Genomic DNA, 25,303 nt, shown 5'->3' on the forward strand with positions numbered 1-25,303 from the left:
TTCTTTAGCTTTGTTATGCAAGCATAGTAATTAATGAAACAACAGGAAACAATAGATTATTTATTGAAAGTGGTTTGGCAGAACATGTCCAACACCTATAATCAGATCGCATCAGGCTTTGGAATCACACAAGCTATTGGTTATGTGCTGATTAATATTGATAAAGATGGTACAGCAGTCTCACAGCTTGCGGGATTGCTCGGGGTTAAGGCCACCAGTTTGTCGAGAATGCTAAACAATATGGAAGAATCAGGGTTAATATACAGGGAGGCTTCTTCCGGCGATAAAAGATCCGTAAAAGTCTTTCTGACTGACTTCGGCAGAGAGAAGCGGCAGGTGGCAAAAAGTGTTGTCCGTTCTTTCAATGAATACCTGAATGATCATTTGGCTGTCTCAGAAAAAGCCAGCCTGGTACAAAGCTTACAGAAATTAAATAAACTCACTTTAGCATATACAGTAACTACAGGAAATGATGAACAAAAAGATAAATAAAGTAGCGGTATTAGGCTCCGGTATCATGGGCTCACGCATTGCTTGTCACTTTGCGAATATTGGTGTAGAAGTATTGTTGTTAGACATCGCACCGAAAGAACTCAGCCCTGAGGAAACAGCAAAAGGGTTGACGCTGGATAATCCGGCGGTTCAGAACCGTATTGTCAATGCAGCTTTGCAGAATGCCATTAAGACTAATCCTTCTCCGGTTTATACCAAAAAAGTAGTCAACAAAATTACAACAGGTAATTTTGATGCCGACATGGCAAAAATTGCCGGTGTAGACTGGATTATTGAGGTTGTAGTTGAAAATCTTGATATTAAGAAAAAGGTATTTGAGCAGGTGGAGCAATTCCGCAAGGCAGGTACTTTGGTTACTTCAAATACTTCAGGTATTCCTATTCACCTGATGACTGAAGGCAGAAGTGAGGATTTCAAAGCAAATTTCTGCGGAACGCACTTTTTTAATCCGCCGCGTTATCTGCGTTTACTGGAAATCATTCCAACTCCTGATACCAAACCTGAACTGGTAGATTTCTTAATGCATTACGGAGATAAGTTTCTGGGTAAAACAACGGTTTTATGTAAGGATACTCCGGCGTTCATCGCTAACAGGGTAGGTGTATATTCTATGATGGCTTTACTGCATCTGGTAGACAAATTGGATCTGACAGTTGAAGAGGTAGATAAATTTACCGGTCCTGCTTTAGGCAGACCAAAATCTGCTACTTTCCGTACTTCTGATGTGGTAGGTTTAGATACGATGATCAAAGTATCAAAAGGATTGTATGATAACTGTCCTGATGATAAAGCACACGAGCTGTTTAAGCTTCCTGACTATGTAGTCAAAATGGAAGAGAATAAATGGCTGGGCGATAAAACGAAACAGGGTTTTTATAAAAAGACAAAAACTGCTGACGGTAAAACAGAAATTTTAGCGCTTGATCTGAAAACAATGGAGTATCGCACGCAGCAAAAAGTTAAATCTGCAACACTGGACCTGACAAAACCTATTGAAAATGTCAGAGACAGAATGAAAGTTTTTGCTGCCGGTAAAGATAAGGCTGGAGAAGTATTCAGACATTCTTTCTTTGGTCTGTTTGAATATGTATCTGACAGAATTCCGGAAATTGCAGACGAGTTGTACAGAATAGATGACGCTTTACGTGCCGGATTTGGATGGGACTTAGGTCCGTTTGAAGTCTGGGATGCTGTAGGTGTTACTGAGTCGCTTGAAGGCATGAAAAAATATGGACATGAGGCTGCTGCCTGGGTTCATGAAATGCTGGCTGCTGGTCATACTTCTTTTTACAAAGTAGAAGACGGTGTTAAAAAATATTACGATATCCCTTCTAAAAGTTATAAAGCATTACCTGGGGCTGATTCGTTCATTGTCCTGGATAATATACGGACGACTAAAACGATATGGAAAAACTCCGGTGCTTCCATTCTGGATTTAGGTGACGGAATTCTGAATGTAGAGTTCCATTCAAAAATGAATACGATAGGGGGCGATACCCTTCAGGCTATCAATAAAGCAATAGACCTGGCAGAAAAAGATTACAGAGGGGTAGTTATCGGTAATGACGGGGCTAACTTCTCGGCAGGTGCCAATGTAGGTATGATTTTCATGATGGCTGTAGAGCAGGAGTGGGATGAATTGAATATGGCTATCAGAGCTTTCCAGAATACGTCTATGCGAATCAGATACTCTTCTATTCCGGTTGTTGTGGCTCCTCATAACCTGACACTGGGTGGTGGCTGTGAATTCAGTTTACATGCAGATCATGTACAGCTGAATGCAGAGACCTATATGGGGCTGGTAGAATTTGGTGTCGGTGTGATTCCTGGTGGTGGCGGAACAAAAGAATTTGCTTTGCGTGCTTCTGATGAATACAAAGATGATCAGATTGTTCAGAATGTATTAAAGGATCGTTTCCTGACTATAGGAATGGCAAAGGTTTCAACTTCTGCACTGGAAGCATTTGAATTAGGTTATTTACAAAAAGATAAATTCTCGGTTTCAATGAACAGAAGCAGGCTGATTGCTGATGCAAAAGCTAAAGCAATTGAGCTGGCAGATGCTGGTTATACACAACCTGTCAGAAGAACTGATATCCGGGTATTGGGTAAACAGGGACTGGGAATTGTTTATGCAGGAGCAAATACAATGTATTCCGGTCATTATATTTCTGAACATGATAAAAAAATCTCAGAAAAATTGGGTTATGTGATGTGTGGCGGAGATTTATCTTCTCCTACAGAGGTAACTGAACAATATCTGCTGGATTTAGAGAGAGAAGCTTTCTTATCGCTTTGCGGTGAACGAAAAACATTGGAGAGGATTCAGAGTATTGTCACTAAGGGTAAACCACTTCGTAACTAACCAGAGGATTTAAAAATATAATGTTTAACAGGAAAGAACCAAAGAATTTTTTCGGCAGGACTTTTCTTAACTAGATTAAAAAATGCAAGAAGCATATATCATAGCAGGTTTACGTACAGCAGTGGGCAAAGCACCACGTGGCGTATTTCGTTTTACCAGGGCCGATGATCTGGCTGCTGAAGTAATCAAACAGTTGGTGGCCTCGGTACCTAATCTGGATAAAGAACAAATAGATGATGTGATTGTTGGGAATGCAACACCAGAGGCAGAGCAGGGATTAAATATAGGCCGTATGATCTCCCTGATGGGCTTGGATACGGTGAAAGTTCCAGGTGTTACTGTAAACAGGTATTGCGCATCCGGGCTGGATACTATTGCTACTGCGGTAGCAAAAATTAAAAGCGGAATGGCAGACTGTATTATCGCCGGTGGGGTAGAGGTGATGTCAGGAATGCCTTTTGGCGGATGGAAAGTAGTACCTAATTTTGAAGTAGCTAAAAAGAACCCGGACTGGTACTGGGGGATGGGGCTTACTGCCGAAGCGGTAGCCAGTGAATATAAGGTGAGCAGGGAAGATCAGGATGAGTTTGCTTTCAGATCTAATATGAAAGCAGTGGAAGCGATTAAAAATGGTCATTTAAAAGCAGGAGTAGCACCGATCACGGTTACTGAAAATTATCTGGATGGTCAGATGAAAAAGAAGACCAGAAGTTATGTGGTGGATACTGATGAAGGTCCGCGTGCAGATACTACGCTGGATAAACTAGCTAAACTTAAACCCGTTTTTGCAGCTGACGGAAGTGTTACTGCAGGAAACTCTTCTCAGACGTCTGATGGTGCTGCCTTTGTTCTGGTGGTATCTGAAAGTAAACTGAAAGAATTAGGGGTAGAGCCGATTGCCCGCCTGGTAAGTTATGGTGTGGTAGGTGTACCGCCAAGAATTATGGGTGTCGGCCCGATTGAGGCAATTCCACTGGCATTAAAGAAAGCTGGTCTGACACTGGAACAAATGGATCTGATTGAACTGAATGAAGCTTTTGCTTCTCAGTCTCTGGCAGTGGTAAGAGCTCTGGGAATTAATCAGGATATCGTGAATGTTAACGGTGGCGCTATTGCTTTAGGTCATCCGCTGGGATGTACCGGGGCAAAACTCTCTGTACAATTGTTCAATGAGCTGAAACGCAGAAACGGTAAATACGGAATGGTAACGATGTGTGTGGGTAGCGGACAAGGGGCTGCCGGTGTTTTTGAACTTCTTTAGTGCTGAGTTAACAGCACTTGATTATAAAATTTAAAAATGAAATCTCCGGGAATTCCCGGTAGGGATCAGCTACAAAAAATATGGAAACTACAGACAAAACAAAAGTAAAAGGTGGCGAGTTTTTGATAAAGGAAACCACATACCAGGATGTATTTATTCCTGAAGAATTTGATGAAGAACAGCAAATGATAGCACAAACCTGCAGAGACTTTTTAACTGCAGAAGTGTATCCTAACCTGGACCGTATTGATAAACTGGAAGAAGGTTTGATGCCTTCGCTGGTTACCAAAGCAGGTGAACTGGGACTTCTTGGAGTTTCCATCCCTGAAGAGTATGGTGGTTTTGGTAAGAACTTTAATACTTCTATGCTCGTTGCTGATGTAATTGGCGCAGGACATTCATTTGCAGTAGCTATTTCTGCACATACAGGTATCGGTACTTTACCTATCCTGTATTATGGAAATGAAGAGCAGAAAGCTAAATATATACCTAAACTGGGATCAGGTGAATGGAAAGCAGCTTATTGCTTAACAGAGCCTAACTCAGGATCTGATGCTAATTCGGGAAAAACCAAAGCAAAGTTATCTGCAGACGGTAAACATTATGTGATTAACGGGCAGAAAATGTGGATCACCAATGGTGGTTTCGCAGATATCTTCATCGTATTTGCAAAGATCGATGATGATAAAAATCTGACTGCATTTATTGTGGAGCGTGCATTTGGTGGTGTTACCATGAACCCTGAAGAACATAAAATGGGAATCAAAGGTTCTTCGACCCGTCAGGTGTTTTTCAACGATTGTGAAGTTCCTGTGGAAAACATGCTTTCTGAGCGTGAAAACGGATTTAAGATTGCTGTAAATATCTTAAACATCGGCAGGATTAAACTGGCAGCTGCGGCAGTTGGTGCTTCAAAAGCTGTGATCAATACTGCGGTTAACTATTCTAATGAGCGTATTCAGTTTGAACGTCCGATATCAAAATATGGTGCTATCCGCTATAAACTGGCCGAAATGGCAACAAAAGTTTATGCGGTAGAATCTGCTAACTATCGTGCGGGTCAGAATATTGATGATGCATACGATGCTCTGGTAGCAGGTGGCATGGATAAAAGTAAGGCGAAATTAAAATCTACAGAGCAGTTTGCTGTGGAATGCGCGATACTGAAAGTATGGGGTTCTGAAGCATTGGATTATGTGGTGGACGAAGGTGTTCAGATCTATGGTGGAATGGGCTTCTCGGCTGATGCACCAATGGACAGAGCTTACCGTGATGCAAGGATCAACAGGATTTTTGAAGGTACAAACGAAATCAACAGGTTATTAACTGTTGATATGATGTTGAAAAGAGCTATGAAAGGTGAATTGGATCTGATGACTCCGGCTACAGCTGTAGCTGCCGAGCTGATGTCTATTCCTGATTTTGGTGAAGAAGATGATACACTTTTCGCAGCAGAGAAGAAAATCATTAAGAACCTGAAAAAAGCAACTTTAATGGTGGCTGGTGCAGCGGTTCAGAAATTAATGTTAAGTCTTTCTAAAGAACAGGAAATTCTGATGAATATCGCTGATATGGCCAGTTACGTTTATGTAGCTGAATCGGTGATGCTGAGAACTGAAAAACTGGTTAGTTTAAGAGGCGCTGAAGCTTGTGAAGGACAGTTAAATATGATGCGTATTTATTTTGTAGAGGCTGTTGATGCTTTACAGAAAGCTGGAAAAGAAGCTTTATGGGCTTTTGCAGAAGGTGATGAGCAGCGTATGATGCTGGTAGGACTGAAAAGATTTACTAAAATGGAAGCATTTAATGTGAAGGATGTTCGTCAGAAAGTTGCTCAGCAGCTGATTGCTGAAAATAAATATTGTTTTTAAAAGATATAGTTATCAGATAAAAGGCCGGGTCGTGTATGATGATCCGGCCTTTTTTTGTGGTATTTGTTAAAATTGGTTAAATATTGTTCCATCCCTAATAAAAGACTATTTTTGTGCAATATGTTAAAAAGCAAAGTTATATTATTGTTTATTGCAGGGGCTTGCTCTCTGGCAGCCTGTAAAACAGACCCTGCGTATGACAGAGCTACCCAGGCAGCAATAGATGATAATTTGATTAAAGGCTTTATAGCGAAAAATAATATTCCGGCAAAAAACACGAAGGATGGATTATATTACCAGATTATCAAGGGGCAGGATGGTACCCTGAAAATTGATTCTCTGGATACTGTAGTGATTCATTATGTTGGCCGGTTATTGCTGGATAATACTGTACTATATGATTCCACACAGAACCTGATAGATACCATAGCATCCAAAATTATTTTTGGTACTACGATTGAAGGCTGGAGAAAGGGAATTCCTTTGGTTAATCCCGGAGGAAAGATCAGATTGATTGTCCCTTCAACAATGGCTTATCAGAACAGAGTAGTCAGTGCAATGCCAGGAAATAATAATATGCCTGTTTTTCTACCGGCAAATTCAATATTGGATTTCAATATTCAATTTTTCAGAGTAGGAAAATTTAAAATAAAAACCCCACAAACTCAAAATTAGTAATGCTTAAAAAGTTTTCACAATTTACTTTTGCCTTGATCGGCCTAACTGTTCTTTTTAGTTCATGTAAAAAGGATTACGAATCTATACAGGTTGTAGACGGTAAAAAAATACAGGATTATATAACAGCAAATAAACTGACTGTTACTGAAGATCCGTTAAAGTCGGGTTATTTTTATCAGATTCTGACCCAGGGAACTGGTACTGCAAATTATGTAACAAGTGATACGGTTTTATATAACGTTTCTGTGAAAGGGCTGGAAAATGGTACACTTTACTGGGCATCGCCATTGCAGGCAAACCGTGCTACACTTGGTGGTTATATGAACGGTCTGGTTGCCAGTAACACTGTTTATGGAGCAATATCAGTTCCGGCAATACGTGATGTTGTATTACAGCTTAAGCCAGGAGGTTCTGCGAGAATTTTGCTTCCTTCTTATCTGGCTTATGGTAAAAATGGAATTGCCAACATCGCTTCAAATGAAAACATTGATCTGAATATTACTACTTTTCCGGAAAAATCACAAGCTGTGCTTGATGACCGTTTGATCAATGAATTTATTAAAAAGAATAGCTTGACGATGACTAAGGATCGTACCAGGACTTATTTTAGTATCTCAGCTCCGGGAACTGGTACGGATGCAATTACTTTGAATTCTACCCTGACTATCAACTATACCGGCAGATATCTGGATGGGACTGTGTTTGACTCCAATGTTGCGGGTACATATGTAACCACATTAAGCACACTGATTCAGGGCTGGAAAAATGTAATTCCTGGTAAATTAACCAAAGGTGGCAAAATACGTTTGCTTATCCCTTCAGATCAGGCCTATGGTTTGGCTGGATTTGGTTCAGTTCCTGCGAATGCTACACTTGATTTTGACATTGAGATTGTTAATGTAGTTAACAATTAAGAATCATAGTATTCAGACAAAAAAGGGGTCTTCTAAATTCATTTAGAAGACCCCTTTTTTATTCCCGCAATGCCTCTTTAAACACTTTCAGAATTCTTTCTCTGGCAAAAGCATGTTCAACAATAGGCTGAACAGGTTTTCCTTCTTTATACTCAGGTGCCCATTGATAGATATACTTATTTTCCGGATCAAATTTCCTGGCCTGCAGTTCGGGGTTAAATACCCTGAAATAGGGAGCTGCATCATTTCCACAGCCGCATGCCCATTGCCAGCCGCCTACATTGCTTGCCAGTTCATAATCAAGCAGTTTTTCTGCAAAATAAGCTTCACCCCAGCGCCAGTCAATTAACAGATGTTTGGTTAGAAAACTCCCGGCAATCATCCTGACCCTGTTATGCATATATCCTGTTTGATTCAGCTGGTTCATTCCCGCATCAACAATAGGATAACCGGTTTTACCATTCTTCCAGGCTTCAAAGTCATCCTCTTTATTTAACCAGCGGATGTTATCGTATGCGGGTTTAAATGATTTTGTTGTGATGTGCGGAAAATGAAACAGGATCATCATATAGAAATCTCTCCAGGCCAGTTCTGATAACCATTTTTCTGCGCCATGCTCCAGTGCTTTTGCAGCAGCAGCTCTGATACTGACAGTTCCAAATCTTAAATGAATGCCCAGATGGGTGGTGGCATCATCTGCCGGAAAATCCCTTCGCTCTTCATAAGCAGCTAGTTTATCTTCAAAATCGGCGGCCGGAAAATGTAGTGCGGATGCTTTAAAACCCAGTTCTGCCAAATCAGGAAAAGTAAATGGACTGGTCTGATAAAAATTTCCATAATATTTCTCTACCGGATAAGATTTAAGATAAAAGTCATTCAGCTTCATTCTCCATTGACGGAAATATGGGGTGAAAACTGTATATGGTTTTCCATCGGTTTTAACGATCTCGTTTTTCTCAAAGATCACCTGATCTTTATAGGTTAGCAGCGAGACAGACTCCGAACCAAGATATTCGGCCAATGCCTGATCACGTTCAATCCCATATGGTTCATAATCATGGTTGGTATAAACGGATTTTATCTGATAGGCTTTAAGAAGCTCAGGCCAGACCTGTTCAGGAGTGCCATACCGGATAAGAATTGAAGATCCTTTTTGCTGTAGTTCCTTTTCAAGGGCTTTTAAGCTGTTAAAGATAAAACTCACCCTGGCATCGCTGGAATCATTTAAATCATCCAGGATGTTACGGTCAAATATGAACAACAGTAAAACTGGTTTTCCAGTCTTTAATGCATGGTACAATGCGGCATGATCCTGTAACCTTAAATCTCTTCTTAACCAGCAAATGTTTATTTCTGTCCTCATGCGCTGTAAATATCGGCTAAAGCTTCTTCGAGATGCGTGTATCTGAACAGAAAACCACTGGATAATATTTTTTGGGCGGTGGTGTGTGTGCTGTTCATTACCAGTGAACTCATTTCTCCCAAAATCAGCTGCAGTACTTTTTCGGGGACACTAAATGGCCATACCGGGCGATGTAACTGTTTTGCAATAGCTTTGGTCATCTCTTTATTGGTGACCGGAAATGGTGCACTGGCATTATAGGCGCCAGTTAATGCTTCATTGTCAAGGGTATGAATATAGATTCGGGTCATATCCTGATAATGGATCCAGGGTATCCATTGTTTGCCTTTACCTAAAGGAGCACCGGCAAAGAAACGGATTGGTTTGGCCATAGCTTCAAGCGCTCCTTCATCTTTTGCAAGTACCACCCCGGTTCTGATTTTTACTATCCTTAAGCCCAGTTCCCGGCCCTGATCTATGGCGTTTTCCCATTTTACACAGCAATCTGCAAGGAAATTATTACCCGGGTTACTTTCTTCGGTCAGTATTTCATCGCCACGGCTACCATAATAACCTACGGCAGCAGCTGAAATAAAATGTTTAACCTGATTGCTGTTTTCGGTTATGGTTTTGTACAAAAGCTGTGTGGATAAAACCCTGCTGTCAATAATCTCCTTTTTACGCTGGTCAGACCATTTTTCTTTAGCTATATTTTCTCCGGCAAGATGGATAATACTATCTACTCCTTCAAGACAATCAGGATCAATTTCCTGCTTATAAACATCCCATAAAAAGACTTTAACCTGGTCAATCTGCTGCGGCCTTCTGGATAATACGGAGATTTTATCACCTCTTTTTAAAAGCGTTTTGATTAAATCCCTGCCGAGCATGCCGGTTGCGCCTGTGAGTAAAATATGCTGATTCATTTAGGGTTAACTGTAGAGAATGGTTTTTGTTTTTAAATATGACTTTAAATGCGATTTTAAGCTAAACTTTTGTTGCGCTTATGTAAATATTACCTTGTGTATTAGATGTTAGGATAAAAATGGTATATTTTTGGAGATTACAACAAAACTTTAGTCTAAATAAATGGAATCTCGGAAAATACTCGTCTGGTTTAGAAATGATTTGCGCTTACATGACAACGAAATGTTAGTAGAAGCAATCAGTAAGTCCGATAGTATCCTGCCCGTTTACTTTTTTGATCCGCGTCACTTTGAATATGAAGCTGATGAAGATACTAAAGAAAGACATAACAGATTTCAGTTTTTAGCAGAAAGTGTAATCGCCCTGCGCGAATCACTGAAAAAACTGGGCGGTAATCTTTTAATTATCTCCGGAACACCCGAGGATCATATTCCTGCACTGGCAGAACAATATGAGATTGCAGAAGTTTACCATCACAGAGAAGTAGCAACTGAGGAAACCACTGTTTCTTCTAATGTAGAAGACCTGTTATGGAAACTGAGAATCAATCTGAAACATTTTATTGGGCACACGCTTTATAATAAAGAAGACTTACCATTTCCAATCAAGGATATTCCTGATGTTTTTTCTCAGTTTAAGAAAAAGACAGAAAGAGATGCAATAGTGAAAGATTGTTTTCCTGCTCCTGAACAGATTAATTTCGTGGAGGCAGAGCAGTGGGGCGAATTACCGGTGTGTTCAGGTGCTTTTTCATCTGTCCCGATGGGCGGAGAAGAAGAGGGCATAAAACATTTGCAGGAATTATTTGCTGCCGGATCTGAGATTTATAATCGCAGCAGTAAAGCACACGCTGCTCAGCATAGCTTTTCTTCCAAACTTTCTCCATGGCTGGCTGTAGGCTCTTTGTCTCCAAGAAAAGTATACTGGGCGGTAAAAGAAGCAGAACAGAAATTCGGATCAAACAGTCATTTTACGCAGCTGATATTAGGTTTGCTGTGGAGAGATTTCTTCCGGTTCATGTTTAAAAAACATAGCGTTAATTACTTCAGGGATATCGTAGAGTTTACAGAAGTTCCTAAAACGGAAGAATACCTGCTGGATTTACAACACTGGAAAGATGGGAAAACAGGAAATCCGATTGTGGATCAGCATATGACCGAACTTAATAATACGGGTTTTGTTACCCATGCGGGACGTCTGCTGGTGGCTACTTATCTGATCTATATTTTAAAATTAAACTGGGTAGACGGCGCGGAATATTTTGAACAGAAGCTGATTGATTATTCACCTGCAAGTAACTGGGGAAACTGGGCCTATGTGGCCGGAGGCGGAAAAGATCCACGCTCGAAAAATGCATTTGATCTGGATAAACAGATCAAAATACTGGATATTGAAGTGCAGAATCTCTGATCAGAAGGAGGAATACCTGAACAAAAAAAATATTTAAAACTTTTTTTGTTTAACAATTGTTCTCACTTTACGTGAAAAGATTCTCCATCAGTGACATAGAAGGCCTAATAGGTATTAAAGCACATACGATCAGGGCATGGGAGGCCAGATATAACCTGGTTCCTCCAAAAAGAACTCCTACCAACATCAGGTATTATGAGGAGGAGGATTTAAAGCATCTGCTGAATATTGTTACCCTTAATGAAAAAGGATATAAAATAAGCCGGATTGCCAGGATGAGCAAAACACAGATTAATGATCTGGTGATACAGTTGCAATCTGATTTCAAAAATGATACTGTACAGGTACTTCGCCTTTCTGATGCAACGTTGAAATACGATGAAATCGCATTTGCAGAGATTTTGTCGGGCTGTATCGAAGAAATGGGGCTGATCAAGACAATGGATCTGGTCCTTTTTCCGTTTATGAAGAAAGTCGGGATGTTATGGCAGACAGGGGCGATTGATCCTTCGCAGGAACATTTTGCTTCAAATCTGATCAGAGACAGAATGATTGTGGAGATTGACCGGGTACCCAAACCCGACAGAAAAGATCCGAAAAGGTTTCTGCTTTTCCTCCCGGAAGCCGAGATGCATGAGACTGGTCTGCTTTTTGCACGTTATCTGCTAAAACGATGCGGCATGGATACGTTGTATCTTGGACAGGAAATTCCATATAGCGATCTTAAAAAAGTGATTTTACATTATCAGCCTGATTATGCTTTTATTGTATTGACTTCCCTGAATCTGGGAAAAGATATCAATAAAATATTAACTAAAGTACTGGACCATATGGATGTGCCTTTGCTGGTTGCGGGTAGTTTAATCTCTGAATTTGACATACTTCTTGACGATCGGCTGACACCATTGAAAAAGGTTTGTGAAATCGTAGAATTTCTTGATGATTTATAGCTGTTTTTAAAGGTAAAATCCTAATTTTGCCATACTTATACCAATTCTTAGACAATGGATAATTTATCTTATCTCAACGGCGCAAACGCCGAATACATCGATTCTATTTATCAAGCTTATAAAGAAGATCCTAATGCGGTTGAATTCGGCTGGCAGAAGTTTTTTGAAGGGTTTGATTTTGGAAGAGGAGCAGATGCCGGCACAGCCAGTGAAGCAACTCCCGAACATTTTTTAAAAGAAGTGAATGTCTTAAATCTGATCAATGGCTATCGCCAGAGGGGTCACTTGTTTACACAAACAAACCCGGTTAGAGAAAGACGTCACCATTTACCAACGCTGGATATCGAAAACTTCGGTTTAAATCAGACCGATCTGGACACTGTTTTTAATTCAGGTGTAGAACTTGGGATCGGTGCGGCAAAACTTAGTGATATTGTAAACTTCCTGAAAAAGACCTACTGCAGGTCTATTGGTGCCGAATATAAATTCGTGCGCACACCTGAGGTTTTAAGCTGGATTGAGAATAAAATGGAAAGTGTGCAGAACACGCCTAATTTTTCAATTGAGGAGAAAAGAAGAATTCTTAAAAAATTAAACGAAGCTGTAAGCTTTGAGAACTTTTTGGGAACTAAATTTCTGGGTCAGAAGAGATTTTCATTAGAAGGAGCAGAGGCGCTGATTCCGGCACTGGATTCAGTGATCGAAAAAGGTTCAGCTATGGGTATCGAAGAATTTGTAATTGGTATGGCACACAGAGGGCGTTTAAATGTTCTTGCCAATATCATGCAAAAAACCTACAAAGATATTTTTGCCGAATTTGAAGGTAAAGGTTATAGTGCTGACTCTCCATTTGGAGGTGATGTAAAATACCACCTTGGTTATTCTACTGATGTGACTACAAATGATGGTAAAAATGTTCACCTGAGTTTATGTCCTAACCCATCTCACCTGGAGACAGTTAATGGTGTGGTTGAAGGAATGACCCGTTCTAAGATTGATTTTAAATACGATGGTGATAATTCGCGTATTGCACCAATCCTGATCCACGGTGATGCTTCTGTTGCCGGACAGGGAATCGTTTATGAGGTTATTCAGATGGCTGGTCTGGATGGATATAAAACAGGTGGTACTATTCACCTGGTGATTAATAACCAGATTGGTTTTACTACAAACTATAAAGACGGACGTACAAGTACTTACTGTACTGATATCGCTAAAGTTACGCTTTCACCTGTTTTCCATGTAAATGGAGATGATGCAGAGGCGCTGGTTTATGCTATAAACCTGGCCATGGAATACCGTCAGAGATATAAAAATGATGTGTTCATCGATATTCTGTGTTACCGCAGATTTGGACATAACGAGTCGGATGAACCTAAATTTACGCAGCCTTTATTATACAAAAGTATCGAGCAGCATGCTAATCCAAGAGATATCTATATCAAACAACTGATTGGTGAAGGTAAAATGGAAGCAAGCCTGGCAAAAGAACTGGAAGTTGAATTCCGTGGTATCTTACAGGAGAGATTAAATGAAGCTAAAGAAGTAACTTCTACTTATCAGGGAGTGAAATTTGCAGGTGCATGGTCAGACATGAGAATTGCAAGTGCTGAAGATTTTGTTACTTCTCCGGATACTTCTGTTAAAAAGACTACTTTATTAGAAATTGCAAAAAGAATAAGCACTTTACCAAAAGACAAAAAGTTCTTCAAAAAAATTGAAAAACTTTTTGCTGAACGTAATAAAATGGCAACCTCTACTCATATTTTTGACTGGGCAATGGGTGAGCAGTTAGCTTATGCTACTTTACTTACAGAAGGTAAAAGAGTCCGTTTAAGCGGACAGGATGTTGAACGTGGTACGTTCTCACACCGTCATGCTGTTTTAACTTTAGAAGATTCTGAAGAAGAATATATCCCGCTAAGTAACCTTTCTGATCAGCAGGCTCCATTTGATATCTACAATTCGCATTTATCTGAATATGGGGTGCTGGGTTTTGAGTATGGTTATGCTATGGCAAATCCTAATGCACTGACTATCTGGGAAGCACAATTTGGTGATTTCTTTAATGGTGCGCAGATTGTTGTGGATCAGTATATCGCAAGTGCGGAAACCAAATGGCAGCGTGAAAACGGACTGGTGATGTTATTACCTCATGGTTATGAAGGACAGGGCCCGGAGCACTCTTCTGCAAGAATTGAGCGTTTTATGGAGTTATGTGCTGATTATAACATGCAGGTAACCAACTGTACTACACCAGCTAACTTCTTCCATGCAATTCGCCGTCAGTTTAAACGCGATTTCAGAAAGCCGCTGATTGTTTTTACACCTAAAAGCTTATTGCGTCATCCTTCATGTGTATCTAAACTGGAAGAGTTTACTGAAGGTAAATTCCAGGAAGTAATCAATGATGCAAATGTTAAACCTAATGAAGTAGACAGAGTATTGTTCTGCAGTGGTAAAATTTACTACGAATTATTAGAGAAACAACAGAAAGATCAGGTTAAAAATGTGGCAATTGTTCGTGTTGAGCAGTTATACCCTACACCATTACAACAAATGGAAACGGTTTATAAAGGCTATAAAAATGCGAAAGAAGCTATCTGGGTTCAGGAAGAACCAGAGAACATGGGAGCATGGCCTTATTTATTACGCAAAACAAGAAAAACAATATTCAGTGATATTGAGTTAATCTCAAGAAAAGAGAGCAGCAGTACTGCGACCGGTTATGCAAAACAGCATGCAGATGAACAGGCGAATATCCTGGCCAGATCTTTTGCAGCTCCTGTAACTGAGGTTGACCAGAAAATTGCTAAGAAATCAGTGAGTAAAGCATATAACGTAGATTAGAAAAATATAATACATCAATTATGAGTCTAGAAATAAAAGTTCCGCCAGTAGGCGAATCAATTACCGAAGTTGTTTTATCCCGTTGGGTGAAGAATGATGGTGATGCCGTAGAAATGGATGAAGTAATCGCCGAATTAGAGTCTGATAAGGCAACTTTTGAATTAACTGCTGAGCAAGCCGGAACTTTGAAAACAGTGGCGGCTGAAGGCGATACTCTGGCTATTGGTGCTGTAGTATGTACGATCGAAACCAGTGGAGCTGCTCCTGCGAAAGCAGCAGCACCAGCTGCAGAAGAAAAAGCGGTTGTTAATAACGCTCAGTCAGCTGCTCCGGTAGCAGAAAGAAATGGCGAGAGTTATGCAACGGGCACTCCTTCGCCGGCAGCAGGTAAAATTCTTGCAGAAAAAGGTGTTGATGCCAGTGCTGTTAAAGGCTCGGGTGTTGATGGCAGAATCACTAAAGAAGATGCTATTAAAGCAGAAAAAGCAGCAGCACCAGCGGCTAAAGCTCCTGAAAAAGCTGCAGCTGTAGCTGCACCGGTTGCGGGATCAAGAAATGAGCGCAAAGAGAAAATGTCTCCATTGCGTAAAACTGTAGCTAAACGTTTGGTTGCAGTGAAAAATGAAACGGCCATGTTAACTACTTTTAATGAAGTGAACATGAAACCGATCATGGATTTACGTGGAAAATACAAAGACCAGTTTAAAGAAAAATATGGTGTTGGATTAGGTTTCATGAGCTTCTTTTCAAAAGCTGTTTGTGAGGCAATGAAAGATTTCCCTGCTGTAAATGCACGTATTGATGGTGAATCAGTTGTTTATAATGATTTTGTAGATATTTCTATCGCAGTTTCTGCTCCTAAAGGACTGGTAGTTCCGATTATCAGAAATGCAGAAAGTATGTCACTGGCACAGATTGAAAAATCTGTAATTGAGCTGGCTACCAAAGCACGTGACAGCAAATTGACTATCGAAGAAATGACTGGTGGAACATTTACAATCACTAATGGTGGTGTATTTGGTTCAATGATGTCTACTCCGATTATCAATGCACCTCAGTCTGCTATTCTTGGAATGCACAACATCATTGAGCGTCCGATTGCAGAAAAGGGTGAAGTTGTTGTTCGTCCGATGATGTATCTTGCTTTATCTTATGATCACAGAATCATTGATGGAAGAGAGTCAGTTGGCTTCCTGGTAAGAGTAAAACAATTGCTGGAAGATCCTGCACGTTTGTTATTAGGCGTATAGACTGATCGTTTAAATATTAAAAACCTGCTATTTCATTATAGCAGGTTTTTTTTGTTTTGTTCATGTCATATATTTCACCTGAATTTATTTTTGACAGGATTTAAGTATTTTTACATTGTGAAAAAAAGCTACTTATTATTACTGTTCCTCGTTTTTGGAAAGAAAACCAGAGCACAGGAAAACACAAATACAACTGATAATCCGGTTAAGATTGGAAAGAGTATATTCTCTAATGAAACCAAAAGGAATTTCTCGAGAAAGGGTGAGATTTTTGTGCATTGGGGCTATAATCACTCATGGTATGGGAAGAGTGATATTAATTTTAAAGGGCCTAACTATGACTTTACGCTAAAGGATGTAGTTGCGCACGATCGTCAGTCTCCGTTAAAATGGAACTATCTGAATCCGGCAAAAATTTCTGAACCACAGTATAATCTTCGTGTGGGATATTTTATTAAAGATAATTACAGCATCTCGATAGGGTGGGATCATATGAAATATGTGATGGATATACCTCAGAAGGTAGCAATTACCGGTCATATTGGTGAAACCATTTCTGATCCGGGTGTACCAACAGGAGCTCTCGCAGGGACATATAATGGCGAAATGATTAATGTCACGCCACAGATGCTTACTTATGAGCATACTGACGGATTTAATTATGCAAATATTGAGATTGAGCGTTATGATGATATCTGGGTAGCACCTTCAAAACAGACTTCTTTAACTCTTGAAACAGGTATCGGTGGTGGTATGCTGGTACCAAGATCTGATGTTCGTTTATTTGAACAGGGCAGAAATAATCACTGGAATGTATCTGGTTACGGTTTCTCGGCAAAAATTGGTTTGAAATTTTATGTAACCAGGGGACTGTATTTCCAGAATACAACGAAGGTTGGAGCTACCAATCTGAAAAATGTACATACTACAGGAAGGGATGATCTGGATAAGGCAAGTCAGAAGATTAATTATGTGCAGAATTTCTTCGCTGTAGGCTATCAGTTCTAAGACTATATTTAGATGCTTTTAAAAAGAGTATGATTTTTATCATGCTCTTTTTTTGTTTGATATCAGCACTGGTAATGCCTAAAGAGCTTTATTTTGTTTTTTAACGAAAATGTAACACAATCAGGGTGTTATTATGATAGTTATAGTGGATATTGCAGAAAATCATATACCTATGAAAAACATTAAACTATCTATGTGCGCTGCTTTAATGGCAGTATCTTTTTTTGCCTGCAAGAAGGCAAATGACAGTCTGGTACCTGAAAATTCTTCTGGTCAGCTCAATTCTTCTTCTTCTGCTGCTGTAAATGCTGCAGGGGTTACCGTATTAGGTGCCCCGGTAGCTGAAGCAAAGATCTATAAGCTTCTTAAAGGCTATGACAAGAGCGATAAATTTGAGGCGAGCGGTGTCTATTATCAGAATGGTTATTTTTATGTGGTTTCTGATAATCTCTATGAAATAGCGAAGCTTAAGAAAAGCCTTCCTGAGAATAGTAGTGAAAACAGTCTGCTGGGCTCAGGTTCGGGTGACTCACAGTTTGAAGGAATCACTTATGCACCGAAGAGTACATCTGCTTTTTTTGTTGTTCAGGAAACTGTTAAAAATGGTAGCCAGTATCAGCCACGTATTCGTGAATATAACTCTTCAATGGAATACCAGAGCAGCCTTTGGGCAGATTATTATTTTTCGGAAGCGAATAGTAACAAAGGATTTGAAGGTATTGCCTGGATATCCCGGGATGGGGTAGAGTATATGCTGGGACTGATAGAAGCGCCAGGAAAGATTGTAGTACTGAAAAAGACAAGCAGTCAATGGCAGAAGGTTACTGAGATTGCAATTCCTTCGTCAGCTGCTTTCGGCGATTATTCTGATCTGACTGTCTATGGGAACAAAATAGCCATTACATCGCAGGAAGACTCTAAACTGTGGATAGGTACGTTAAGTAATACAGACTGGACTATTTCAGGAGGTAAAACCTATGAATTCCCGAGAGGTAACAGCAGTGGTGTGGTTGGTGCTGGAAATAATGTATTATACGGTAATATTGAAGGGGTTTCCTTTATCAGTGATACTCAGGTAGTCGTGGTTTCTGATAAAGCAAAATCAGATCAGCCTTCTTATCAGAAGTTTAAAGATCAGTCAATTCATATTTTTAATCTGCCTTTATAGAACGCAGTACTGAAACGGAATAAAAATGATATTCCTGAAATAGCATGGCCGGTATTTGAATAAAATACCGGCCATGTTTATGATTGAAAAATTGAAGTGTTTTGGTTAGTCTTTTCTAATACTGCCTGATCCGATTACTGTCTTTTTAACGGTTGCATTACCTGCATATCTGATATTGCCCGAACCACTGATTACTGCTTCAATGGTTTTGTTTGCTGTAATATAAATACCAGCTGAACCACTGATTTGTGCAGATAGGTCATTAACAGCAAATTCCTTTCCTTTAAAGCCTCCTGAGCCACTTAAGGTGAGATTTGAGTCATCGGCTTTGCCACTTAATTTCATGGAACCTGAGCCGCTGATTGTGCCTGTAAATGATTTGACATTTATATTGGCAGTAATCCCTCCTGAGCCGCTCAGGGTAGCCACGAGTTCTGGTGAATTAATGGTGTTTTCAACATCCATATTACCTGATCCGCTCATGGTTAAAGAGGTGATCTTTTTAGCTGTAATATATACTGTTACCTGTGAACGGTTGTATCTCCTTGACCACTCACTCCATTTGGTTTTTGGTTTAATGGTCAAAATTCCGCCACTGACTTCTGTAACCAGATTGGCAATAGCTTCCTGATCGCCTTCAAGACGAAGGGATTCTTTATTACCCATGGTAATTTTCACAGCCAGAGCACCGCCTGTGGCCACACCTTTAAAGGTTCCGATCGGTCTTTCTTCTTCGTTGAATGATCTGGTGATCTTAATCGGACCGCTGGCTTTAGCGTTATAACCAAACACTATAAGAGCCAGTAAGAGTAAACTATTTAATTTCTTCATTTCATTTAGGTTTTTTACAGGACACTAATAAAATTAATTAGTTGCATAAAAATCGGAATATTATTTACTCTTTTTTACTAAAATGTAGAAATTCGGGTCTGCTATAAAATTACCTTCAGTAATATCTTTTACGTTCACTGTTTTCCATTGTTCAGCTGGATAAATAAAACTGAAATTACCGGGAGTCAATGATACTTTAACAGGCATACTGAATCCATTAACAACATTTGTCCAGCGGTAATTCAACTGATCATTTTTGATATAATAATCCAGTACCGGAACTTTTGTTGTCCTCAGGTACTGATCAAATATCTTTGACAGCTTTAAGCCACTCTCTTTAATCATGTAATTTTCAATTTGTGCAGTGGTTACCGTCTGGTGATAGAAAGTTTTATTCAGGCCTCTTAATAGCTGGCGGAATTTTTCATCGTTCTGCATCAGCTGACGGATGGTATGCAGCATATTTGCTCCTTTATAATACATGTCCCCTGAACCTTCACTGTTTACATTGTAATTGCCTATTATAGGTACATCATTCTGAATTTTGGCTCTGATACCAACCACATACTCGGTTGAAGCTTTTTTTCCGTACAAGTACTCGGTCATCAATGCCTCTGAGTAATTGGTGAAACTCTCATGAATCCACATATCGGCAATGTCTTTTGAGGTGATATTATTACCAAACCATTCATGCCCGCTTTCATGGACAGTAATGAAGTCGAATTTTAATCCCCAACCCGAACCTGAAAGATCGTTGCCCCGGTATCCCATTTTAAATTCGTTCCCATAGGCTACAGCACTTTGGTGCTCCATTCCTAAATGCGGGGACTGAACAAGTTTATAACCGTCTTTATAGAAGGGATAGGGGCCAAACCAATGTTCAAATGCTTTGAGCATCGGCTTTACATCGGCATCCCAGTGTGGTCTTGCTACTGCACTATCTGCCTTTAATGCCCAGTAATCTAAAGTAAGATCTCCGTTTTCTCCCTTATAGAGGTCCGTCCAGTGTGCGTATTTTCCAATATAAAAGGTAATGTTATAATTGTTGATCGGATTACTTACAAACCAGTTGTACTTTTTGTAATTATCTGGCAGGTCAGTTACACTGCGTAGGCGCCCATTGGATACTTCCTGCAAATCTTTTGGAACACTGATACTGATCAGGACACTATCTACTTCATCACTCTGATGGTCTTTGGTTGGCCACCATGAGCTTGCACCAAAACCCTGACAGGCTACGGAAACCCAGGGGGCACCAGATTTGTCTTTACTGAAAATAAAACCGCCATCCCATGGTGGATTTCTTGCTATAACCGGACTACCCGAATAAAAGACTTCGAATTTATCTTTTACGCCCTTTTTAATAGTGGAAGGAAAAGTGATGAAAACAGCATTGAACTCTCTTTTGAATGGCAGTTCTTCATTTTTGTAAACTACTTTCTCAATTTTAAGATTACTGAACAGGTCAAATTGCAGTTGTTTGAAATCTGTAGTCGCAGTAAAATTGAATTCATTACTTCCGGTTACTGACTTATGGTCAATATCTACTTTTACATCAAGGTGGTAGTAATTGATGTCATAGCAGGTACGCAGCGGAGTCAGCATTCCTCTCAATGTGTCAGCACGGGAAAAATTATGTTTCCCTTTTAAAAGCTGTGCATCCGCATGCAGGAATGCTGAGAGCACAATAATTGTACTTAGAAATAATCTTTTCATCTATTATAATATTGTTTTTTTGTCCCATCAGCCCGATAATTATTTTAAGCATTGGACTGATGGAATAATTATGGTTTTAATACGGTCACTGTTAAAGATGAAACGTTGGCTTTGTCATGGTAAATACGGTGTGTAGCTTTCTGGAAATCAGAATCTTCTGCATGATAAATATCAAGAAATTTCTGAGGATTTCTATCCACCAGCGGGAACCATGAATTTTGTACCTGAATCATTATCCTGTGACCTTTTTTGAAAGTATGTCCAACATCAGGAAGACTGTAGTTTACTTTGGTTACCTGACCGGGAACAAAAGCTTCCGGTTTTTCAAAGCTGTTACGGAACTTACCACGCATTACCTCACCGCGGACAAGCATCTGGTAACCGCCCATGATAATACCTTTTGGATTGTCGGCAGGTGCTGCTTCATCTTCAGGATAAGCATCAATTAATTTAACAATATAATCTGCATCAGTGCCGGTAGTAGATACTGATAGTTTTGCAAATAACGGACCGGTCAGCGTAATATCTTCAGTCAGAATATCTGTCTGGAAAACTTTAACATCTGGTCTGCGGGCAGCAAAACGCTGATCGTCGATCATATATTCTCTTGTTCTTCTTTCCTGGATACCCTGCTGATAAGGAACCGGATTATTCGGATCACTCACATATTCATCAAAGCTGGTGTCGGTTTCAGGAGCTTTAAAACTTAGTTTGCCATCTGCCTGGAAATACAGGGTTTGTTCTTCTGTATTCTGCGGCGGCCAGCTGCTGAATTTTTTCCACTGATTACTACCGGTAAGGAAAATAGTAGCTTCTGCTAAATCTGCATCTTTTTTACCCTTCAGATATTGCATAAAGAAAGGGAATTCTAAATTTTGCTGAAACCAGGTACTGGTTGACTGACCAAATTGGATATCACCAAAACTACTCCCTGTTCCGCGTACCCATCCTCCATGAAACCATGGACCCATCACTAAGTTGTTTTTAGTTTTAGGATTTTGTTTTTCGATTGCTTTATAAGTGTGCAGGGCGCCATAAGCATCTTCTGCATCAAAGAAACCACCTACAACCATAACTGCAGGTTTAACGTCTGTAAGGTGCTGACGGATATCCATTGCTTTCCAGAAAGCATCATAGGTGCCATGAGTCATCATGTCATTCCAGAATTTAATTGTATCACCGAAATATTTAAGTTTAACATTCTTAAGTGCACCAACACTTAAGAAAAAACGATAATTATCTTTTATAGGAAATTGAAAGCTTTTAGGGCCTTTATCCGGAGTAATAGGATGTGGTCTTGGAACACCAAATACCGAATAAAAGTTAAAAGCATCAGCCAGCATAAAAGCTCCGTTATGGTGAAAGTCATCTCCATGAAACCAGTCTGTTACAGGTGCCTGTGGAGATACGGCTTTCAGACCTGGATGTGCGCCGGGTAAAGATGCAGTTGAGTAAAATCCTGGATAAGAGATTCCGTATATACCGGCTTTACCATTGTTGTTCGGGATATTTTTAATTAACCAGTCAATGGTATCATAAGTGTCAGAACTTTCGTCAATATCTTTTTTAGTCTTTTTATTGGCAATCTGAGGACGAACGTCTACAAATTCACCTTCACTCATCCATCTGCCACGAACATCCTGATAGACAAAAATAAACCCTTCTCTGAGGAACAGCGGATCGGGTCCTAAACTGGTTTTGAATTTGTTTTCGCCATAAGGGGAAATGGTATAGGGCGTCCGGTTAATCAGAAACGGATATTGCTGGTTCTTGTTTTTCGGGATGTAAATAGCTGTGAAAAGTTTGACCCCATCCCGCATAGGTATTTGTCTTTCAATTTTAGTGTAGTTTTCACGGATATAGGCCGAATCCGTAACCTGAGCATTTGAAGAATAGCTGGTTAACAGGCAGCAGAAGGCTACCCAGAACATTTTGTATAAAGGCTTCATAAGAAAAGTTTAGATGGCCTAAATTTAATCTTTTCTGAAAGATATGAGTCCTTTTTTATGGCGCAGCAGGCTTTATAATCTAAAATGTTACTCATTTTGACCCTCAATTATAAAATGATTGTACCTTTGGTTCACCGAATGATCAATCATGCCGCAAAACAAATTCAGTATATCTTCTCTTTCTTCTTTATTAACGCCAAAATTTCTGGCGTTTATTAAATTTGGAATCACAGGAGTATCCGGACTGATCATAGATTTTTCATTGACCTGGTTTTTTAAGGATGAAATGAATTTTAATAAATTCGTTGCTAACGGGATAGGGTTTACTGCGGCTGTTGTCAGTAATTATATTATTCACCGTAACTGGACATTTAAGGATAATAAATCAAAAACAGGAATGCAGTTTACTGCCTTTTTTACGGTTTCATTAATTGGCCTGTTTTTAAATTCGGCTATCATATTTCTATTAAATAATATGCTGTTTGTGAACTTTTATATCAGTAAAGCAGCAGCGATATTCATTGTTTTTTTCTGGAATTTCAGTGCCAACTATTTCTTTGTTTTTAAATCTCCTGACAAAGAAAAATCAATCTAAAAATTAATATGCAGAAAATACTTGCAGATCAGACTACAAAATGGCTTTATCTTTTTATAGGTTTTGCTGTATTGCTAAATTTTACGGGGTTATTTGTGACAGTGATCGGACCTGATGGAGCGTTATATGCAACCATAGCTAAGGGTATGGCACAGCATAATAATTTCAATGACCTGCTGGTAGAAGGAAAAGACTGGCTGGACAAACCGCATTTTCCATTTTGGATAACGGCTGTTTTCTTCAAAATATTTGGGATTAATACCTGGGCTTATAAATTGCCAGGGGTATTGTTTGTCCTGATGGCTGCTGTCTATACTTATAAATTTGCCAGAGAACTCTATACTGAAAGGGTTGGCTTATGGGCTGCTTTATTACTGCTGACAGCACAGCATATACTCATTTGTACAATGGATGTGCGTGCAGAACCTTTTCTGACAGGTCTCATTATTGCCAGTGTTTATCATTTTTATAAGTCTTTGGGCAAAAAATGGTTCTGGCATCTGGTTATCGCTTCTGTATTTGCAGCCTGTGCGGTCATGACCAAAGGTATTTTTGCCTTGATTCCAATCGGTGGGGCAATTGGCGGACATCTGCTGATTAAAAAGAACTGGAAAATGGTGTTTAATTTCAGATGGCTGCTCGCGGCAGTCCTGATCTTTATCTTTATTCTTCCTGAACTTTACACTTTGTATAATCAGTTTGATCTGCATCCTGATAAGGTTATTTTTGGTCGTCAGGGTGTTTCCGGGATCCGGTTCTTTTTCTGGGACAGTCAGTTTGGAAGATTTTTTAACAATGGTCCGATTAAGAAATCAAGTGGTGACCCTACTTTCTTTTTGCACACCATTTTATGGGCATTTTTACCCTGGAGTCTGCTTTTTTACACAGCAGTATTTCAGTTTTTCCGTCAGCATTTCAGAAAGCCGGTACAGGCAGAATGGTATTGTATTTCGGGATCTTTACTAACCTTACTGATATTCTCTTTATCAAAATTCCAGCTTCCGTTTTATATCACTATTGTATTTCCGTTTTTTACGATCATTTGCGCGCAGTACCTGTGCAATCTTAAACTGGAAAGTTCTGTAATAGCAATCCGGATAATGCAGCTTATCGTAGGGGGGATCATGATGTTTCTGATTATCGCCCTGCATTATTTTTTCCAGCCGGATAATATTACTGTATTTTCTGCTTTCCTGTTGGCAGGAGCTGTCGCTTTATTTTTTGTAGTTACGTTTTATTTTGATAATGACCGTTATAAGGTTTTTTTCCAGGTTTGTACCATCGCTTTTTTTGTGAATTTGTATTTTAACCTGGCTTATTATCCGCGGTTAGTCAAATATCAGGCTGACAGTGAAGCTGCATTCTGGATTAATACGCATAATAAGCAGGATCTGCCGGTAGTACGGAGCCGTATCGGCTATGCTTTTGCCCTGGATTTTTATCTCAATGCCCCGCTTTATTTTTTAACAGACGGAGAACAGTCTTTTTTACCTCCAAAACCTTATTTACTGTATGCAGATACGGAACTTATTGATCAGTATATCAAACAGGGAGTTAAGATGAAAAGGCTGAAAACCTTTGAAAGTTACCGGATTACGAAGGTAAACGGCAAGTTTTTGAATCACACTGCACGTCAGGGCGTATTGTCTGCTACTGAAGTAGTGTTGATTAATTGAAAGATTAACAAGAAACCCCCTTTCTGATG

19 protein-coding genes are annotated in these 25,303 nt (G+C 39.6%); 14 read left to right on the top strand and 5 right to left on the bottom strand.

Going from position 1 to position 25,303, the window contains the following annotated elements; translation table 11 throughout:
• The first annotated feature begins 33 nt into the window (after window positions 1-33).
• The 6 genes from PL_RS17975 to PL_RS18000 all read left to right on the top strand — a co-directional run bounded on the left by PL_RS17975 (window position 34) and on the right by PL_RS18000 (window position 7,602).
• Window positions 34-492 (top strand): MarR family winged helix-turn-helix transcriptional regulator, encoded by a 459-nt coding sequence (locus PL_RS17975; protein ID WP_041882783.1) that lies wholly within the window; start codon window positions 34-36, stop codon window positions 490-492.
• Complete coding sequence (locus tag PL_RS17980; protein ID WP_200890748.1) at window positions 473-2,878, top strand: 3-hydroxyacyl-CoA dehydrogenase/enoyl-CoA hydratase family protein; 2,406 nt, start codon at window positions 473-475, stop codon at window positions 2,876-2,878. Before PL_RS17975 ends, PL_RS17980 begins: the two co-directional genes overlap by 20 nt.
• An 82-nt stretch (window positions 2,879-2,960) precedes the next feature.
• Window positions 2,961-4,139 (top strand): acetyl-CoA C-acyltransferase, encoded by a 1,179-nt coding sequence (locus PL_RS17985; RefSeq protein WP_041882787.1) that lies wholly within the window; start codon window positions 2,961-2,963, stop codon window positions 4,137-4,139.
• 80 nt (window positions 4,140-4,219) lie between these two features.
• Window positions 4,220-6,010: an acyl-CoA dehydrogenase family protein gene (locus PL_RS17990; protein ID WP_041882789.1), complete on the top strand. Its 1,791-nt coding sequence runs from the start codon at window positions 4,220-4,222 to the stop codon at window positions 6,008-6,010.
• A 120-nt stretch (window positions 6,011-6,130) separates the two neighbouring features.
• Entirely contained in the window at window positions 6,131-6,685 is a 555-nt protein-coding gene (locus PL_RS17995) for an FKBP-type peptidyl-prolyl cis-trans isomerase (protein ID WP_052496340.1), read from the top strand.
• Window positions 6,686-6,687: 2 nt separating this feature from the next.
• Window positions 6,688-7,602, top strand: a complete 915-nt coding sequence (locus tag PL_RS18000) for an FKBP-type peptidyl-prolyl cis-trans isomerase (protein WP_052496341.1) — start codon at window positions 6,688-6,690, stop codon at window positions 7,600-7,602.
• Window positions 7,603-7,660: 58 nt separating this feature from the next.
• Here PL_RS18000 and PL_RS18005 read toward each other — a convergent pair whose 3' ends face one another.
• Window positions 7,661-8,965 carry a cryptochrome/photolyase family protein gene (locus PL_RS18005; protein WP_041882790.1) on the bottom strand — a complete coding sequence of 435 codons (1,305 nt, stop codon included), beginning with the start codon at window positions 8,963-8,965 and terminating at the stop codon, window positions 7,661-7,663.
• Window positions 8,962-9,870 carry a TIGR01777 family oxidoreductase gene (locus PL_RS18010; RefSeq protein ID WP_041882791.1) on the bottom strand — a complete coding sequence of 303 codons (909 nt, stop codon included), beginning with the start codon at window positions 9,868-9,870 and terminating at the stop codon, window positions 8,962-8,964. The genes PL_RS18005 and PL_RS18010 overlap by 4 nt, the downstream gene beginning before the upstream one ends.
• A 163-nt stretch (window positions 9,871-10,033) precedes the next feature.
• Here PL_RS18010 and PL_RS18015 point away from each other — a divergent pair, with 163 nt between their 5' ends.
• The 6 genes from PL_RS18015 (at window position 10,034) to PL_RS18040 (ending at window position 18,507) form a co-directional block, all read left to right on the top strand.
• Complete coding sequence (locus PL_RS18015) at window positions 10,034-11,281, top strand: DASH family cryptochrome (protein WP_041882792.1); 1,248 nt, start codon at window positions 10,034-10,036, stop codon at window positions 11,279-11,281.
• Between the two features lie 71 nt (window positions 11,282-11,352).
• Window positions 11,353-12,231 carry a MerR family transcriptional regulator gene (locus PL_RS18020; protein ID WP_041882793.1) on the top strand — a complete coding sequence of 293 codons (879 nt, stop codon included), beginning with the start codon at window positions 11,353-11,355 and terminating at the stop codon, window positions 12,229-12,231.
• A gap of 54 nt (window positions 12,232-12,285) precedes the next feature.
• Window positions 12,286-15,081, top strand: a complete 2,796-nt coding sequence (locus PL_RS18025) for a 2-oxoglutarate dehydrogenase E1 component (protein WP_041882794.1) — start codon at window positions 12,286-12,288, stop codon at window positions 15,079-15,081.
• A 20-nt stretch (window positions 15,082-15,101) separates the two neighbouring features.
• Entirely contained in the window at window positions 15,102-16,331 is a 1,230-nt protein-coding gene (gene odhB / locus PL_RS18030; protein WP_041882795.1) for a 2-oxoglutarate dehydrogenase complex dihydrolipoyllysine-residue succinyltransferase, read from the top strand.
• 117 nt (window positions 16,332-16,448) lie between these two features.
• Window positions 16,449-17,339 (top strand): hypothetical protein, encoded by an 891-nt coding sequence (locus tag PL_RS18035; protein ID WP_041882838.1) that lies wholly within the window; start codon window positions 16,449-16,451, stop codon window positions 17,337-17,339.
• 172 nt (window positions 17,340-17,511) lie between these two features.
• Entirely contained in the window at window positions 17,512-18,507 is a 996-nt protein-coding gene (locus PL_RS18040; RefSeq protein WP_152620324.1) for a hypothetical protein, read from the top strand.
• Between the two features lie 105 nt (window positions 18,508-18,612).
• On the opposite strand, the gene PL_RS18045 is transcribed toward PL_RS18040, so the two are convergent.
• The 3 genes from PL_RS18045 to PL_RS18055 form a co-directional block, all read right to left on the bottom strand.
• Window positions 18,613-19,338, bottom strand: coding sequence for a head GIN domain-containing protein (locus tag PL_RS18045; RefSeq protein ID WP_041882797.1), 726 nt, complete (start codon window positions 19,336-19,338; stop codon window positions 18,613-18,615).
• Between the two features lie 60 nt (window positions 19,339-19,398).
• The gene (locus PL_RS18050; protein WP_041882798.1) at window positions 19,399-21,054 is read right to left on the bottom strand and encodes a M1 family metallopeptidase; all 1,656 of its coding nucleotides are present in this window, start codon (window positions 21,052-21,054) and stop codon (window positions 19,399-19,401) included.
• Window positions 21,055-21,122: 68 nt separating this feature from the next.
• Entirely contained in the window at window positions 21,123-23,003 is a 1,881-nt protein-coding gene (locus tag PL_RS18055; protein ID WP_041882799.1) for a CocE/NonD family hydrolase, read from the bottom strand.
• Window positions 23,004-23,151: 148 nt separating this feature from the next.
• Between PL_RS18055 and PL_RS18060 the strand changes: the two genes are divergently transcribed.
• Together PL_RS18060 and PL_RS18065 are read left to right on the top strand one after the other, a co-directional pair.
• Window positions 23,152-23,598, top strand: a complete 447-nt coding sequence (locus PL_RS18060; protein WP_082035942.1) for a GtrA family protein — start codon at window positions 23,152-23,154, stop codon at window positions 23,596-23,598.
• Between the two features lie 8 nt (window positions 23,599-23,606).
• Window positions 23,607-25,274, top strand: coding sequence for an ArnT family glycosyltransferase (locus tag PL_RS18065; protein WP_348620044.1), 1,668 nt, complete (start codon window positions 23,607-23,609; stop codon window positions 25,272-25,274).
• The last annotated feature ends 29 nt before the right edge of the window (window positions 25,275-25,303 follow it).

This window comes from Pedobacter lusitanus, assembly GCF_040026395.1.
In the GTDB taxonomy this organism is placed as follows: Bacteria; Bacteroidota; Bacteroidia; order Sphingobacteriales; family Sphingobacteriaceae; genus Pedobacter; species Pedobacter lusitanus.